Origin of the sequence: Streptomyces aurantiaciflavus (assembly GCF_049808595.1) — a bacterium.
Classification (GTDB): Bacteria; Actinomycetota; Actinomycetes; order Streptomycetales; family Streptomycetaceae; genus Streptomyces.
In genome coordinates this window covers 70265-85088 of the sequence record NZ_JBNCAQ010000006.1, presented here as the reverse complement: position 1 = coordinate 85088, position 14824 = coordinate 70265, and the positions used below count along the sequence as shown (strand labels likewise).

Below are 14824 nucleotides of genomic sequence, written 5' to 3'. Positions count from 1 at the left end.
CTCATCTCGTCCTGCCGCCGGGTAGGCCTCGGTGATGTCGCGCCTCGCTGCTTCCCCCAGGCTGCCACCACAGGGAGTTGTCCGCTCGTCCACCCGTTCGGCAGCACGTCGCGCCTGCGGGCCGGGGCACGCCTAGCATGCTGACTGTGCGACCCATTCTCCCGAAGATCGAGGGCGGCCGGCTACAGGGCCTCCTGCAGCTCATCGAGGACGTCATCCACCTCGTCGTCGCGGCGCTTCTCGTACTGCTCGCGGGGCTTCTGACCGTCGGGGTTGTCCGAGACGTCATCAGGTCGATCCAGGGGCCGTACCGCGAGGAGACGGTCGTTCTCTCCGCCCTGGACAACGGCCTTGTGCTGTTCATCGTGGCCGAGCTGCTCCACACCGTCCGCCTCACCATCAGGAACCAGACCCTCGATGCGGAGCCGTTCCTCGTCGTCGGCCTCATTGCCGGCATCCGCAAGGTGCTCATCGTGACGGCCGAGGCGGAGAAGTCCTTCCGGTGGAACGTCGAGGGGATCGAACTGCTCATCCTGGCGGGGCTGATCCTCGTGATGGCGACAGCGGTGTACGTGTGGCGGCGCTCGACGCGGCCGGGAGACTACTTCCCGCTCCAGGAGGCGCGGCGCTCCCCGTCGCCGACTTCGTCACCCACCCCGGTGCGCGGGTCCTGATCCGTCACCTTCCGCCGCCGCGGCCGCGCGCACTCGCTGCTCCTCGCGAGCAGAGCCGACGTCCCGTTCCAGGGGTGTGCGGCTCACGGCCGTCGCGAGGTCCTCCAAGGCTTGCTTCTGCAGTTCCGCCTCGCGCCGCACGACCGGGCTCCGGTCCCCGGCGGCGCCCTCCCACGCGTGGAGCGCCTCCTCCACGCGCCCCCAGTCCGGATTCCTGTGCTCGCGCACGGCGGCTGCCGCCTGCGCCGTGTCCGCCTCCAGGGCGTCGGCGAACCGCTCCGCCTCGGGGACGACACGGCTGTCGGCCCGCGGGACGTGGCTCTCCGTGAGCATCGCCGCGCGGCCGAACCCCTTGAGCGCCTCCTGCGCCTCCTGTGCCTCGCGCGACGTCAGACCCCTGGGGCGGACTGGTTCCTGCCTTGCCCGGTCGTATGCCTCCTGCCAGGCGGCACGTGCCTCCCTGCTCGCCAGCAGTGCCCTGCGCATGTCGGCGTGATGCTCCCGGGTCGGTTCGGCGTAGTTGCGGAGCACTGCGGCCGCGTAGCGGCCGTTGGCTGCGAGCCAGTCCGCGAGCCGGCCCGGCAGCCGGGGTGTCTCCCATGCGGGGAACACCAGGTACGCCAGCATTGCCAGGGCCCCGCCGAGCAGGGTGAGCACCACCCGCTCGGGGACCGTCTGCTCCCATGCCTGGCCGCCCATGCCGAGCAGGAAGACGACGTACGCGGCGGTGAAGCACTGGGAGTAGGCGTAGCCGGTCCGGATCAGCGTGTACGACAGGCCCGCCGAGACCACTGCCAGCGCGCCGAACACATGGGCATCCGGTCCCAGGGCCTGCACCATCACGGTGGCGAGCGCGACCCCCGCCAGGGTCCCGGCGAGACGGGCCACCGCACGCGCGTACGTCCGGTGGAAGTCCGGCCGCATCACCATCACCGAGGCGATGGGCGCCCAGTAGCCGTGGCCCAGGGGGAGCCGGGCGGCGATCAGATAGCCGAGCGTGGCCACCGCCGCCAGGCGGACGGCGTGCCGGAACACGGGCGAGTCCTGGCGGAGCTCACGGCGGACCGCCCGGAGGACGACCGGGACCAGCCGGAACATTGTCGGGCGTACCAGGAACTGGGTGCCCGCAGGGCCGGGCAGCGTGGGCGTCCTCCCGCGCGCGCCACCACTCCCGGCGATCTCCAACGCCTCGCCGAGCAGTTCCACGAGCCGCTCGGCGGCCTGCCTCGCGGGGCCCTCCAGTACCTCGTGCTCCTCGTCGACGCGCAGGACGTCTGCGCTCCCGGGCCGCACCTCGGCGGGAGTGCCGCGGCGGATCGAACGGGCGACCGCATCCAGGACGTCGGCGGCCGCGTCGAGCAACTCCCGCGCGCGGTCCCGCCCGGGTCCCTCCGCCGGGGCGCCGACGTCCGGGTCGGCGAGTGCGGCGACGACCGGCCGAATGCGCTCGGCGAGTCCCCGGGGGCCGTGGAGGGCGGGGGGACGGGTGCGGGCCTGTGATGGCGTCACGGCGGCCGCGTCCCGGGCCGTCATCAACGGTTCCGGGTCGAACGGGGCGGTCGGGTCGTGCCGCAGCCGGCGGGCGTAGTCCGCCACGGCGGCCAGGGCGTCGGCGAGCGCGTCACGATGCGCTCCCCAACGGCGGATCGGGAACAGCAGGATCAGCACGGCCTGCGTCACGCCCCCGAGCGCGATGACCCCGGCGTGCTCCAGGGCTCGCCCGACGCTCGTGGGCAGGGTGATGGTCACCAGCATGCTGCCGACCGTCGTCGCTGCGACGATCCCAGCGGTCGATCCGACGGCCCACGCCATTCCCGCGGCAAAGGCCCATACGGCCAGCAGTGGGAGGAACGTCACGAGTCGCCCCGCCGCCAGGTAGCCCACGAAGGTGCTGAGCGCCAAACCCGCGCCCGCGCCGAGCGCGATCACCTTGCGTGGACGCCAGGTGCGCTGGAAGGTGGCCCCACCTGCGGAGTAGGCACCGAGGGCGGCGGACGCGGCATACGCAGGGGAGACCAGCCACAGCGCCGGCCCGATGACGATGGCCACCCCAGCGGCCGTACGCAGCGCGAGCAGGGGTTCCAGCCGCGTCTCTTCGATCGTGAGCCCGGATCGCACGACCTCCCCGAAGGCCCGCAGCCACGTCACGGGTGTGAGCCTAGCCGGAACGCCCTGCCGGGTCGCGTCGGCCGCGCCGCCGCCTCCTAGCGGCGCCGCGCTCGGCGGACGCGCGATCCCGGGCCGACCTACACTCACAAACCGGCACCCTCGCGTACAGGGGGATCGATGACCACACCCCCAGCGCCAGCTGTCAGCCCCAGCGGCCGCGGCTCGACGTCGTCCTCGTGGCCGATCCGGGATGGCCAACGGAGGTCGCGAAGCGACTGAAGAAGGGTGACGGACCTGGCCTACCTGGACTGCACCCGCCCCGTCATCGCCATGATCGGCCCGCCGGAGCACATCGCGCTGCTGTCGCTGCCCATGCTCAGCCTGATGCGCGCCGCCCACCGCCTGAGGGGAGCGGCCCTCGGCGTGATCGGAGCGCTGATCCCGGAGTCCGCCAACACCCTGCCACCCGGGAGATCCAGTACACCAGCGAGGCACCGCACGGCCGCGGGCGGTTGCGGCTGTTAGGCGGGATGGTCCGCGCCAACCGGCCCTGGCTGTGCTGTTCACCGGCCTCTCCCGAGCTCGCTGGCGTGTTCGCCACCGCGGCGTTCGGCCTCATGAGCAGCGACATCTGGGGTCACCCTTTACGTGGGGCCGCTCCGCGACGCGGTGTTCGCCCTGCTGTCGATCCGCACGCCCGTCCGACTCCCCGGGCAGTCGGACGCCTTGGCCTGGCAGGGCAATACAGGGAGGCCAATTGGGCCCGACCTGCGCATGCGTTCGCGCGCCCCGTCGGCCAGGCTGAATGGGAAGCCCAGGGGCCGGGAGCCACCCCGGCGCCCGCAGCCGGAGGTTGCCGTCATGACCGTGATGTCCATCGCCAGGTTCGAAAGGTTCTTCCGCGCGGCCGCGGGGCTGGACGTCGACAAGAACGATCTCAAGCGCTACAGCGACTTCGTCGACGCCAAGCTCTACGATCTGCTGACCGTCGCCCAGGCCACTGCCAAGGCCAACGGGCGCGACATCATCCGGACCTGTGACCTACCGATCACGAAAGGCCTGCAGGAGAGCATTCACCACTTCCGGAAGATCGACCAGGAAGTAGAACTCAAACCGATCCTGGAACAGCTCGCCACCCACCCCGCTCTGGACCGCACGCCCGACGAGGAGACCGAGGCGGCCTATCCGGACATCATCGGCGGACTCAGCCTGGCCCTTGCTCAGTGCTTCAAGATCCTCCACCCCGACCTGAAGAACCCCCAGACCCAGCACTGGGACGAGGCCCGAGCCGTCATCGACCTCCTGCTGTGAGTGGCGACCGGACCAGGCGGTGCAGACCACGGCCAAACAGCGTCAGCGCGCTCTGCTTCCTCGGCTGCCGCAACGATCTGCTGGCTCGCCGCAGGCCCTCCTCCACGTCCAAGGTGCCGCCGAAAGCGGTCCTGGTCGGTGAGCTGGCCGAGACCGCGGCGGGCACCCGCCGGCTGCTGGAGCCGACCGCTGTGCGGCTTGCGGGGATCCGCACGATCCCCTACCGGCTGGTGTCGTAAGTCGGTCCCGAAGCCCGACCGATCCGCAAGGGCAAGCCCCAGCACCCCAGGCTGATCGGCCCACATCCCGGGTGTCGCAGAGCTCAGATTGTGGCGGCTCGACCTCGCAGGGATCATCGAAGGCATGGACAGGAACATGTCCGTCGGGTCCGGGGAGCGGCTGCTGGAGGAACTGGTCAGAGCAGCCCAGCTGGCATCAACTGCGGAACTGCCTGTGGTCGTGAACCGGTATGCCGAGGCCATGGGTCTGGGCAGGGCCGTTATCTATCTGGTCGACATCCAGCAAAGACTGCTGGTGCCGCTTGTCGAAAACGAGCCGGAACTGGAGCTCGACACTTCGCTGGCCGGATGGGCCTACCGCACCGACTCTCTCCGAGTGGAAGAAGGCCCCTCCGGCGGTCTGCACGTATGGCTGCCCCTGGCCGACGGGGCGGAGCGGCTGGGTGTCGTAGAGCTGAACATGAGCACCCTGGACGGGCTCAAGCTACGGCGCTGCCAGACGATGGCGTTGATCCTGGCGCTGATCACCACATCCAAGCGCACCTACAGCGACACCATCGCACAGCGCATGCGTACCAGGCCGATGCACTTGCCCACGGAGATGGTGAGGGCTTTTCTCCCTCCCCGGTCGATCGGCACCGGGCGGGTCGTTTCGACGGCGGTCCTGGAGCCTGCGTACGAACTGGGCGGCGACGCGTTCGACCACTCGTTCACCGAGGACGTTCTGCACGCCACAATCCTTGACGGCATGGGGCACAACCTGGCGTCCGGACTTGCCACCTCTGTCGCCATGGCAGGCTGCCGTAACGCCCGGCGCAGCGGGGCAGACCTGAACGAACTCGCGGGCACCGTGGACGAGGCGCTGGCGAAGTGGCTTCCGGAGCAGTTCTGCACGGGTGTCTTCACCCAGTTGCACATGCCCACCGGCGTGCTGCGCTGGTGCAACTGCGGCCACCCGCCTCCGTTGCTCATCCGTCGCCACCGCCTGCTCCACAATGCGTTGGAGCGGCCACCTGAGCCTCCTTTGGGTCTGCCCGCCAGTCTCGCCGGGACCGTCCGTCACGTGCACGAGGTCAGCCTCGAACCCGGTGACCGAATACTGCTCTACTCAGACGGCGTCGTAGAGTCACGCGACGAGGCAGGCGAAGCGTTCGGCCTGGAACGCTTCACCGACTACATCATCCGGTCGACCGCAGCAGGGCAGAGCGCCCCGGAAGCGCTGCGCCTGCTCATCCACGCCATCCTCGAGCATCGGCACAACAAACTCAGCGACGACGCCACGATCTTGATGTTCGAGTGGCAGCCCCCTGATCCGTCACGGTGATCCGGAGTTCGCTCTCGTCGCACTGACGCCGAGCCGATTGGCCGCCAGCGAGCCACCGGTACCGCCTGGGCTCGACATTGCCCGTACGGTGCCGCCGGCCGGGGCGTGGGACAGCGGCGGCCCCCGCCGGGACAGCGCAGCGCCGCGAGGCCTACGCCAACGACCAGGGCTCGCCCGCCCCCTGCTCGCCACCACCACGTGGACAACGGCGGATACCCGCGGCCGGCGGCCAGGAACGGAGGAATAAACGACAAAAGGGTCGAAATGTAACAGTAGGAGGCCTCGATCGGGGGGGCTTTCCGAGTGGCAACTTCACGTGCATGACACGAGTAGGTGCTTTTCGGAAGGAGATGATTGAAAATGACGCTTACTGTCCGTCGCGAGGCACTGCCTGCGCTGTGGGATTCCTTCCGCGAGTTCGAGGACCGCTTTGACCGTCTCGGACAGCTGTGGCGGTCGGCCGTTCCCGGCGGCGGTGGGTTCGCCCCGGACGCCTGGGTGCCGCCGGCCGGGCAACGTCACCGCGCAGTGTGGGTCCTGCCGGCCAACGTCGATACCCCCCGCACCGCCCGGCACCACGTCGGGGAGAAGCTGGCGGAGTGGGGCGTGCCGCCGGCCAGCATCGGCGATGCCCAGCTGGTCACCACCGAACTGACCACGAACGCTTTGCGGCACACCAGTTCCACCCGGATCCGGGTAGAACTGGTACTGACCGGCGCCGAGATCGAGGTCGCCGTCATCGACCGCGGTCCGCACCGCCCGCTGACCCTGCGCACCCCCGGCGGCCTCCTCGAGGGCGGGCGCGGCCTCGCCCTGGTCGACGCGCTCGCCTCCCGGTGGGGACACCGCCGGCGCGGCGAGGGGACCGAGGTCTGGGCGGTCCTGCAGACCTCGCACGCCGGCCACCCGTGAGGCAGGCGTGCGACGCCACGCGGTGCCGTCATGGCAAGACCGGCTCAGGGAGGTACTCAGGAAGCGTGGTTTCTCATGCTTGGATCGGGTCGGCCCTCTTGTCGGGGTGGGCAGCGGTGACGGGACGTAGCTCGCTTGCGCGCAACCCGACCTTGCGGAACGGCGCGTGAATAACGTCGCTGCTGACCGGCCGATGCAGGTCGTCGACAGCCGTCTCGCGGCTCACGATCAGGTAGGGATTGGTGCTGTCCGGCCAGCGCCGATACCGCTCGGCGATCCAAGCGGTGGCCAGTTCCATGGGTGAGTTCGTCCAGGTAGACGATGTGGTCTGGACGGCCGGCACGTCGTACTCGTTGCTGTCCGCGGGCCCGGTCCAAGTCGTCCAGCAGAAGCCGGGCGATGGCACAGGGAAAGAGCGCATGGACGGCGGCCAACGCGACGATCAGCCGTCCCCGGGCATCAGCGATCGAGTTCGGCAGGCCCTTGAGCCGGTCCGACGGCAGCAGCCGGGGCAGATGGCGGGCAACGGCCAGCTCAACGGTGCGGGCGCGGCCGCGGAAGACCATGCGCTCGCGTCGCAGAGCCCGGAACATCGAGCGGCGGCCGACGTGAACGCCTCGGGCGACGGAGCCGCGCAGAGGTTCGATGGCCGCCTCGATGTGTTCCTTGGTGACCTTTCTCGGGCCGCCGAGGCCGTCCTGCGCCCAGTTCCGCAAGACTGGGGCAACACAGCGGACATAGCGCTGGATGGTCTCCGGCTCTAGGGACTGGCTCGGCTTGCTGCCCTGGCCGGCCAGCACGTCGATCCAGACGTGTGTCGGCTCGCTGAACGCCGCTGGCAGTCCGTGCGCGATGGTGCGAGCTTTCGACACGTAGGTATCGACGGGCTGAATCGCGGCCTGGCGCCTGATAGTCACTCAGCGGACAATCTGTGCCACATTCTGTTGTCCGAGGGGGGCTGGCATGGGCGTGCTGTGGCCGTTGGAGCCAGCAACGGGAGCCAAACACCGCTTGTACAAGAGCTACTTCGACGCGTGGTGGCCGATCCTGCTCCAGCCCAGCCCGCGGTCGGGCCGCAGCTGGTCGAAGGTGACATTTCTCGACGCGTTCGCCGGGCCGGGCCGCTACGAGGCCGGCGAAGAGGGCTCCCCGGTGTTCAACCTGCGCGGACTGCTGAACCACCCCTTGGCGCACAGGATGGGCCTGTCCCGGGAGCGCGTACAGCTGATCTTCATCGAGAAGGACCGTGCTGCTTACGAGCACCTGGTGAACGAGTTACACGAGAACTTCGGGCCCTTGGACCAGTTGCCCGTGCGGGTGGAGGTGCGGCGCGGTGAGGCGGGCCGGGACAGCGACCTGCTCCTGACCGAGCTGCAGGCGTGGGGCCAGCCGATCCTCGGAGTCTTCGACAGCTGGGGCAACGTCAACACCCCCCTGTCCGTGATGGGCCGCATCGCGGCGAACCCCGCCAGCGAGGTCATCGTCACCTTCGGGCCGAACTGGTTCAGCCGCCGCAAGGAGCTCAACGAGGACATCGTCGACGGCGTGTTCGGCGGCCGGCAGCACTGGATCCACGTGGCCGCAGCACGCGACAGCGAAGAGATGTGGCGGGCCTGGCTGGACAGCTACCGCAAGGCCCTGCACCGTGTCGGCTTCGACTATCGCCTGCAGTTCGAGGTCGTGCCGAAGACAGGGAAGCCGCTGTACCTGGTCTTCGGCACCAAACATCCAGCGGGCGTGAAGGTGATGAAGGACGCCATGTGGCGGGTCGACAAGAGCGACGGCATGCGCTTCCGCGATCCCCGCGTCCGCAACGCCGTTGCCGTCGGGCAGGTCTCGCTGTTCGACGAGGGTGAGGTGACAGACCCCGAGCTGCTGACCCTGGTCCAGCAGCGCCTTCGCCACGGGCCCGTCAGCCTGGAACAGCTGGAGCAGTGGCTCCTGCTGGAGACGTCGCAGTGGCGTGCCCGGGACGCGAAGAAGGCTCTCCAGGCCCTGGACGGAGACGGCCGGGTGGTTCTGCCCGCCGGCCGCCTGACCAAGGCCAGTGTGGTCAGCCTGCGCTGACGATCTCCCGGGTCGGCATCTGGTCCCAGGTGCGCCCCTCGAGCTCGCGCCCAAGAGACTTCGGCGTACGCCCGCCCCACTGCTTGAAGAAGAACGCCACACCGGCGTCCGTGCACACGTCGCGGATGCCGGTCACCCACTCCTGCTGCATCGGCCGAAAACGCGGCCCGGACTCGCCGCCCGCGATGACCCAGTCGATGTCCGTGACGTCCAGGCCGTCCAGCGGGCCAAGCAGCGGCTCGCACGACAAGAACCGTACGGCGGCCGGAACGCGGCGCAGGTCGTCCACTCGGACGAGCTCCTTCGCGCTCTCCACCGACACCCCCATCCACACGTTTGCCGGCCACTCCAGCTTGTCGGAGATCTGCCGCAGACGGTGCGCCCGTTTGGTCAGCACCTGGTAGGTGTGCTGCGGGGTGTCGGCCATCACCTGGAAGACCTGCCGGACGAAGTCCAGCGGCACGCGGGCGTGGAAGAGGTCGGACATCGAGTTGACGAAGACCGTCCGGGGGCTGCGCCACCCGTACGGAATCCGCAGCGCGTCCGGATGCACCGTCAGGCCGAAGCCCGGGCCGGACGTCCGCGGGTCCCCGTCGTTCTGATACTTGGCCTGCCCCATCGCCTGGAGACGCTTGGCCAACGTCATGGCATAGCAGTTGTCGCATCCCGGTGACACCCGGTCACATCCGGTCGTCGGGTTCCACGTCGCCTCGGTCCACTCGATCGCACTGCGGTCACTCACCGGCCGGCCCTCCATCCCCTCGAACCGAACCTGTCCACCGGCGGCGCAGCCGCGGCCCGCTGCATGCCCAACGAACCGCTGCACTACCGGACACCGGCATCCAACCATCTGACGCCCGCGCCGTACCCACTACCCCAAACATCGAACATGCGTTCCTCTTCTTGTGCTAGTGCGCGTGATACGAACAGGCCATCCAGCTGCACTCGACTGGCGTTGATCGCGACATCCCCCGAGCCGTTCATGCTGTGGGCCGCAGTGATTCCGGGTCCGGAACCGCGGCCGCCGCCCCGGCCTCTCGGGCAGCGCGTTCCGCCCGGACCCGACGCAGCGCCAGGGCGCGTGTGGCCTCGGCTTCACAGCGGCGCTGGAGACGAGCCGTTTCGATCGGGGCCAGCTGTGCATCCGAGGACCGTGCCGTCCAGGATCACAAACGCCTTGGTGAAGGCGGTCTTCACCGCCCCAGCGAGGCTCGGAGCGAGAGCGACCAGGAGGCCGACGGCCTCGGGCACCGGATGAGGTGCCCCGCACCCGTGCACTGATCGGTGCCGGAAAGAAAGACCCTTGGTGGCTCACCCTCTTTGCTATTTCCTTGGGGTTGCTCGCCACCTATAGCGCGTTCTTATCGGGCTTGGGCATGTATTTCGTATTGCAGGAGGCTCCGCAAGCGGTCGCCGCCGCCTGTGGTTTCTGCGCGGGACTGGTCGTGTACCTGCTACTGGGCGCGGCGGGTTGGTCGCTCCTGAACAGACTTGACCGGACCGGACGGCGGGACGGGCTGGTGCACAGGGGCACGGACGCGGTGCTCGCCTGCGTTCGCGCCCTGGAGGCGCCGGACGCGGAGTGTGCCGGACTCCTCCAGGAGGTCGACGCCTTGTACCGCCGGACCGAGCCCCGCGTGCTGCACGCGCACCGCACCCGCGGCACGATGGGGAGCTCCTCGCCACGGCGGACCGTCGCGCGGCAGCACGCCGAACTGGTGGCGGGCGCGCTCCGCCGCGACCTGTGCCGGGTGGACGCTGAACCGCAGGAGGCGCTGCGGGATCTGGCGGGAAAGCTGGTCACGGTCTGCGAGCGCTATGCCGAGGGACGGGTGGGCTGGCTGCTGCCCGAGGCGGACCTGGAGGACGTGGAGCCGGTGACACTCACCCGCCAGAGGCTCCGAGAAACGGCGCACATGGTGGGGGTGATGGTCGCCATGTTCTGCGGAGCCCTTGCCGCATGGCTGGGCTGCCGGGCGGCCGGTCTGCAGAAGGGCCTCCCGTTGGAACTCGCGCCGGTGGTGGGGATGGTGCTCGGCGGGTTGCTGGCCGGCGGCTGGCAGCGCATGGTGCGGGTGGCGGAACTGTTGCCGGGACGGTAGCGCTTCGACGGGGGAGCCGTGCGCCGGGGCAGCACCGGTCCGGTGCGTGACGGCGGACGATGGTGCTGCTGTGCTTCGGCCGGCGGCGGGATCATGGCAGCGGACGGTCCTACGGGTTTTCGATCGTGAGCCTGCCGGCAAGGCGATCATGGCGACTCCGCCGCTTGCTTTGAGCGTCCGGAGACGCCGTCTTCTCCCCAGGAACCAGGCTCGCAGGGACGCGGCGGCACAGACCCAGGTGGTTTCGATAAGTGCTTGGACCAGGGCCCCGACGAGTCCGATGACCAGCATCTGGAGGACGGGATCTCCGCGCGAGTGGTCGACGAACTGGGGCAGGACGGCCATCAGCGACACGATGCTCTTCGGGTTCGCGACTCCGATCAGGAAGCCCTGCCGTACCGATCGCGCCCACGACATCCTGGCCGGGACGTCGTCGGCCGTGGCGAGGGGCTCGTTCTCGGAGCTGGACCGGGCGGAGCGCAGCGCACCGACGCCCAGCCGGAACAGGTAGCACGCGAGTGGAGTGCTGGGCCGACAAGGGCTACCGGGGCGCCGGCGGCACCATACGCGTGCCCTACTGGGAGCGCTGGGAGACGTTGTCCGCAGGTCAGCAGGCCGTCAACCGCTCCGACGCGAAGATCCGCGCACTCATCGAGCAGGCCATGGCCACCCTCAAAACCTGGCGACTCCTGCGCAAGCTGCGATGCTCCACCACCCGCATCACCAGCCTCGTCCAGGCCGTCCCTCACCCTGCACCTGACCTGCTCAAACTGAGGTTGGAAAAGGCTCACTGTCAGACGATCATCACGCTCGGCAATCGCGCGACCTAGGTGCTGGGACGGCCGGGGCGCCGCAGGCCTTATCGGCGCGCTGGGACGCTCTCGGCACCCGGGATTTGAGGTGCTGCCATTCGCCGGCGCTCACATGGCGCTCCAGAGATTTCAGTACGGTGCGCACCAGCTTCTCGCTGCCGCCCTCGACCGCATAGGGGAATTCGCTCCGGACCCGTGCGAAGAACTCCTCGTTGCTCATCTTTACGGGCGTCTCGGCCGGTTTCCAGCCGTCGTAGTAGACGCCTCTGACGATGGTCGGCAGTTGGGCGCCGAACTGTACGGCCGTCTCGACCGGGAGACGATCCCGGAGCGGGTGCAGCACGGCCCGCAGTGCCGCATACGACTGCTTGCGCCGTTCCTTGGGCCACTCGAAAGCCTCCTCGACGTCCTTGAGGAGCCGATTGGCCTTGTCCACCATGGTGTCGAACGAGGAGAAACCTGTCTCAACCATTTGAGTGGGCCTTTCGTTCTGGGCGCCTCACGGGCTCAGTCCGCGAGGTCGGCCTTGCCGAACAGGACCGCGTAACTGGAGGGGAGTTGGCTGATGATCTGATTCAGCTCCCCGCCGGTGACAGCGTCGGCAACGGTGGTCAGGACCGCGCTGGCGTCCCACTGCGCCGTACGCGGCCGGGCATGGGTGCGCTCGGCGACCCGGCGGTAGAACTCTTCGATCCCGAAGCTCCGCGCCTGCCGCGGCGTTGCATGGTCCAGAACCTGTCCCAGCGGGCCGGGCAGCTGGGATGCGAGGTCCTTGACCTCTCCCGGGCTGATCCGTTGGGCCAGCACTTCCAGCACGGCGTTGGTGACGTCCGCGGCTTCGTGCTGGTCGTTGTATTCGCCTCGCTCGCGTACACGGGCGAGGAATCCGTCGTATTTCATCGCTGCCTTCCTTCTGCCCGCTCCGGTCACCGCTGGTCATGGGGGTCGCCCGGTGCCCCGTGTGGTCGGCCGGGTCCGTCCGTCGGCGCGTAGCTGCCGTTCGCAAGGCCCTTGGCGCGGGACTCTCGCACGGATTCACGCAGCGCACGGCGGAAGCGCCCGGGGCCCCAGGAACGGCCGTCCACGGCCTGTTCGAGTTGGTCGCGGCTGGTCGGGCCGGTTTCTTGGAGCGCGTGGGTGATCTGTTCGATCTCGTCGTCGAGGCGTTGTTCGGCCATGGCGGACGTACGGCTTGCCGGGCCCGCGGTGCCGGCCATTCCCGGCGAGTACAGGGTGCTGCCCGGTCCGGTGCCCGGGCGGTAGCGGCGGGCTCCGGCGCGCTCCCGCTCCCGGCGGCGGGCGGTGCGGTCGGCGATCCGCAGTTCCCGCTCGTGCGCGGCCTGGCGGACGTGCGCGGGCCGGAGGCGGTCTCGTGCGTCCTGTGGCGCGGGCTCGTTGCGCCAGGCTGCCTCGGTTTCCTCAGCGGTGAGCGGCCGGGCGATGTTCTCCAGGGACTGTTGTTCGGCCCGGACACCGAAGAAGACCTCGGCCAGTCCGCCCAGCGCCATGACTGCCGCTCCGACGAGGAAGCCGATGGCCACCAGGTTGGCATCGCCACTGTGAATCAAGTGGCCGAACAGCAGCGGGCCGGTGATTCCGCCCACGGCCGTGCCGATCGCGAAGAACAGCGAGATGGACAGGGCTCGGGTCTCCATGGGGAAGACCTCGCTCACCGTCAGGTAGGCCGAGCTCGCTCCCGCGGACGCCACGAAGAAGGTCAGCGAGACCAGTAGGAAGAACCACCATGCGGTGAGGGAGCCGTTGGCCAGCAGGACGGCGAGGACGACTGCCACGACTGCCGAGCCGAAGTAGGTGCCCGCGATCATCGGCTTTCTGCCGACGGTGTCGAACAGTCGGCCGAGAAGGAGTGGTCCGAGGAAGTTGGCAATGGCGAAGAGGGCAAGGAAGTAGGGGATCGAGCCGGAGCCGATGTCGAAGAAGCCGTTCAGGATCGTACCCAGGTCGAAGACGATCGCGTTGTACAGGAACGCCTGTCCGACGAAGAGCGCCAGACCGAGAACGGCGCGACGCGGGTACCGCCGCAGAGCCACGCCGGCGATCTCCGTGAACGGGATGACGTCGCGCTGCCGTACGGTGACCGCCTCGCCCGGTTCCGGCAGCGCGCGGTCGGTCTCTTGGCGCACCTCGGCCTCGATCCGGTCGACAATGCGTTCAGCCTCGTCTTCATGCCCGTGGATGAACAGCCAGCGCGGACTCTCCGGCACATGGCGGCGTACCAGCATGATGCCCAGGCCCAGAATGCCGCCCAGGCCGAAGGCCAGCCGCCAGCCGAGGTCGGCTGCCAGCAGACTCTCGTTGAGAAGCAGCACGGCGACCAGGCTGCCGAGCGCCGCACCGACCCAGTAGCTGCCGTTGATGGCCAGGTCCACCTGCCCGCGGTTGCGGGCAGGAATCAGCTCGTCGATGGCCGAGTTGATCGCGGCATACTCTCCGCCGATGCCCATACCGGTGATGAAGCGGGCGAGGTAGAGGTACCAGGCGTCGTGGGCGAACGCGGTCGCGACGGTGGCGAGGATGTAGATGCCGAGCGTGAGCATGAATAGCTTCTTGCGCCCGTAGCGGTCGGTGAGTCTCCCGAACAGGAGGGCGCCCGCACATGCGCCTGCCACGTAGATGGCCGCGGCAGTGCCTATGTCGGCGCTGGTCAGGTTGATGCCGCTGCCCGGCTCGGTCATACGGGCGGCAACCGCCCCGACGATCGTCACTTCGAGTCCGTCCAGGATCCAGACGGTTCCCAGACCGATGACGATCCGCCAGTGGAACCCGGACCACGGCAGCCGGTCAAGCCGGGCGGGGACCTTGGTCGTGACGATACCGAGCTCGCCAGTGGTGGTCATGCCATGCCTCCTCGTTCAGGGCCACGAGCTGTTGCCAGAAGAGGGACAGAACAGGCCGGACGGGACCGGTCCGCATAGGGTGGTCTTCCGTGCTGCGCTGCCACCTTCTGGGACACCGTTTCCGCTTTCTCCATGAGGGCGACACGATGCTCTGGCACTGCGCGCGTGGCTGCGGAGCGGAGGGAAGCAAGCGATATCCCACGGCCCAGGACGCCGAGCGTTACGCACGGGCATTCGACCGCGAGGACCAGGCGGACATGGGCCGGCGAGCCCCGCTGGGCCTGCTCCCCCTTCGGCTGCTGCGCGCCTGGCGCCTGCGGCGCCGGAAGGAAGCCAGTGGGGAGTCGCATCCCGAGTCTCCGCCGCCATGAGGGGTTGTCATACGAGACGTCGTTCATAAGTCACCCCGGATGTCG

The 14824-nt window shown here is 69.1% G+C and carries 14 protein-coding genes and 4 pseudogenes; 10 read left to right on the top strand and 8 right to left on the bottom strand.

Features of this window, described 5'->3' with window-relative positions; genetic code table 11:
• Window positions 1–137: 137 nt before the first annotated feature.
• Window positions 138–674, top strand: a complete 537-nt coding sequence (locus ACPT94_RS08460) for a phosphate-starvation-inducible PsiE family protein (RefSeq protein ID WP_425245549.1) — start codon at window positions 138–140, stop codon at window positions 672–674.
• On the opposite strand, the gene ACPT94_RS08455 is transcribed toward ACPT94_RS08460, so the two are convergent.
• Window positions 648–2822 carry an FUSC family protein gene (locus ACPT94_RS08455; RefSeq protein WP_425245548.1) on the bottom strand — a complete coding sequence of 725 codons (2175 nt, stop codon included), beginning with the start codon at window positions 2820–2822 and terminating at the stop codon, window positions 648–650. The genes ACPT94_RS08460 and ACPT94_RS08455 overlap by 27 nt on opposite strands.
• A gap of 246 nt (window positions 2823–3068) precedes the next feature.
• Here ACPT94_RS08455 and ACPT94_RS08450 point away from each other — a divergent pair, with 246 nt between their 5' ends.
• From ACPT94_RS08450 to ACPT94_RS08430, 5 genes and pseudogenes are all read left to right on the top strand, one after another.
• Window positions 3069–3308, top strand: coding sequence for a hypothetical protein (locus ACPT94_RS08450; RefSeq protein WP_425245547.1), 240 nt, complete (start codon window positions 3069–3071; stop codon window positions 3306–3308).
• Between the two features lie 336 nt (window positions 3309–3644).
• Window positions 3645–4094: a DUF1931 family protein gene (locus ACPT94_RS08445; protein ID WP_425245546.1), complete on the top strand. Its 450-nt coding sequence runs from the start codon at window positions 3645–3647 to the stop codon at window positions 4092–4094.
• 125 nt (window positions 4095–4219) lie between these two features.
• Window positions 4220–4393 (top strand): annotated as a pseudogene (locus ACPT94_RS08440) (ISNCY family transposase); the annotation flags it as partial.
• A gap of 64 nt (window positions 4394–4457) precedes the next feature.
• Window positions 4458–5657, top strand: coding sequence for a PP2C family protein-serine/threonine phosphatase (locus tag ACPT94_RS08435; protein ID WP_425245545.1), 1200 nt, complete (start codon window positions 4458–4460; stop codon window positions 5655–5657).
• Window positions 5658–6017: 360 nt separating this feature from the next.
• Window positions 6018–6569, top strand: coding sequence for an ATP-binding protein (locus tag ACPT94_RS08430; protein ID WP_425245544.1), 552 nt, complete (start codon window positions 6018–6020; stop codon window positions 6567–6569).
• 73 nt (window positions 6570–6642) lie between these two features.
• On the opposite strand, the gene ACPT94_RS08425 is transcribed toward ACPT94_RS08430, so the two are convergent.
• Window positions 6643–6867: a hypothetical protein gene (locus ACPT94_RS08425; RefSeq protein WP_425245543.1), complete on the bottom strand. Its 225-nt coding sequence runs from the start codon at window positions 6865–6867 to the stop codon at window positions 6643–6645.
• Here ACPT94_RS08425 and ACPT94_RS08420 point away from each other — a divergent pair.
• Together ACPT94_RS08420 and ACPT94_RS08415 are read left to right on the top strand one after the other, a co-directional pair.
• Window positions 6866–7333, top strand: coding sequence for a hypothetical protein (locus tag ACPT94_RS08420; protein ID WP_425245542.1), 468 nt, complete (start codon window positions 6866–6868; stop codon window positions 7331–7333). The two genes, ACPT94_RS08425 and ACPT94_RS08420, sit on opposite strands and share 2 nt — an antisense overlap.
• 199 nt (window positions 7334–7532) lie before the next feature.
• On the top strand, window positions 7533–8636 hold the full coding sequence (locus ACPT94_RS08415) for a three-Cys-motif partner protein TcmP (RefSeq protein WP_425245541.1): 1104 nt from the start codon (window positions 7533–7535) through the stop codon (window positions 8634–8636).
• Here ACPT94_RS08415 and ACPT94_RS08410 read toward each other — a convergent pair.
• Both ACPT94_RS08410 and ACPT94_RS08405 read right to left on the bottom strand, forming a co-directional pair.
• Window positions 8623–9378 (bottom strand): DUF5131 family protein, encoded by a 756-nt coding sequence (locus ACPT94_RS08410; protein WP_425245540.1) that lies wholly within the window; start codon window positions 9376–9378, stop codon window positions 8623–8625. The genes ACPT94_RS08415 and ACPT94_RS08410 overlap by 14 nt on opposite strands.
• 404 nt (window positions 9379–9782) lie before the next feature.
• Window positions 9783–9887: pseudogene (locus ACPT94_RS08405) on the bottom strand (IS5/IS1182 family transposase); the annotation flags it as partial.
• Window positions 9888–10012: 125 nt separating this feature from the next.
• Here ACPT94_RS08405 and ACPT94_RS08400 point away from each other — a divergent pair.
• Window positions 10013–10738, top strand: a complete 726-nt coding sequence (locus tag ACPT94_RS08400) for a hypothetical protein (protein ID WP_425245539.1) — start codon at window positions 10013–10015, stop codon at window positions 10736–10738.
• A 201-nt stretch (window positions 10739–10939) separates the two neighbouring features.
• On the opposite strand, the pseudogene ACPT94_RS08395 reads toward ACPT94_RS08400, so the two are convergent.
• Window positions 10940–11221 (bottom strand): annotated as a pseudogene (locus ACPT94_RS08395) (LysE family translocator); the annotation flags it as partial.
• 35 nt (window positions 11222–11256) lie between these two features.
• Here ACPT94_RS08395 and ACPT94_RS08390 point away from each other — a divergent pair.
• A pseudogene (locus ACPT94_RS08390) lies at window positions 11257–11512 on the top strand (transposase family protein); the annotation flags it as partial.
• Between the two features lie 30 nt (window positions 11513–11542).
• Here ACPT94_RS08390 and ACPT94_RS08385 read toward each other — a convergent pair.
• The 3 genes from ACPT94_RS08385 to ACPT94_RS08375 are packed head-to-tail and all read right to left on the bottom strand — an operon-like array spanning window position 11543 to window position 14408.
• Window positions 11543–12022: a DUF2267 domain-containing protein gene (locus tag ACPT94_RS08385; protein ID WP_425245538.1), complete on the bottom strand. Its 480-nt coding sequence runs from the start codon at window positions 12020–12022 to the stop codon at window positions 11543–11545.
• Between the two features lie 35 nt (window positions 12023–12057).
• A complete protein-coding gene (locus ACPT94_RS08380; protein ID WP_425245537.1) occupies window positions 12058–12450 on the bottom strand; it encodes a DUF2267 domain-containing protein in 393 nt (130 codons plus the stop codon).
• A 26-nt stretch (window positions 12451–12476) separates the two neighbouring features.
• Entirely contained in the window at window positions 12477–14408 is a 1932-nt protein-coding gene (locus tag ACPT94_RS08375; RefSeq protein WP_425245536.1) for an MFS transporter, read from the bottom strand.
• Window positions 14409–14824: the final 416 nt, after the last annotated feature.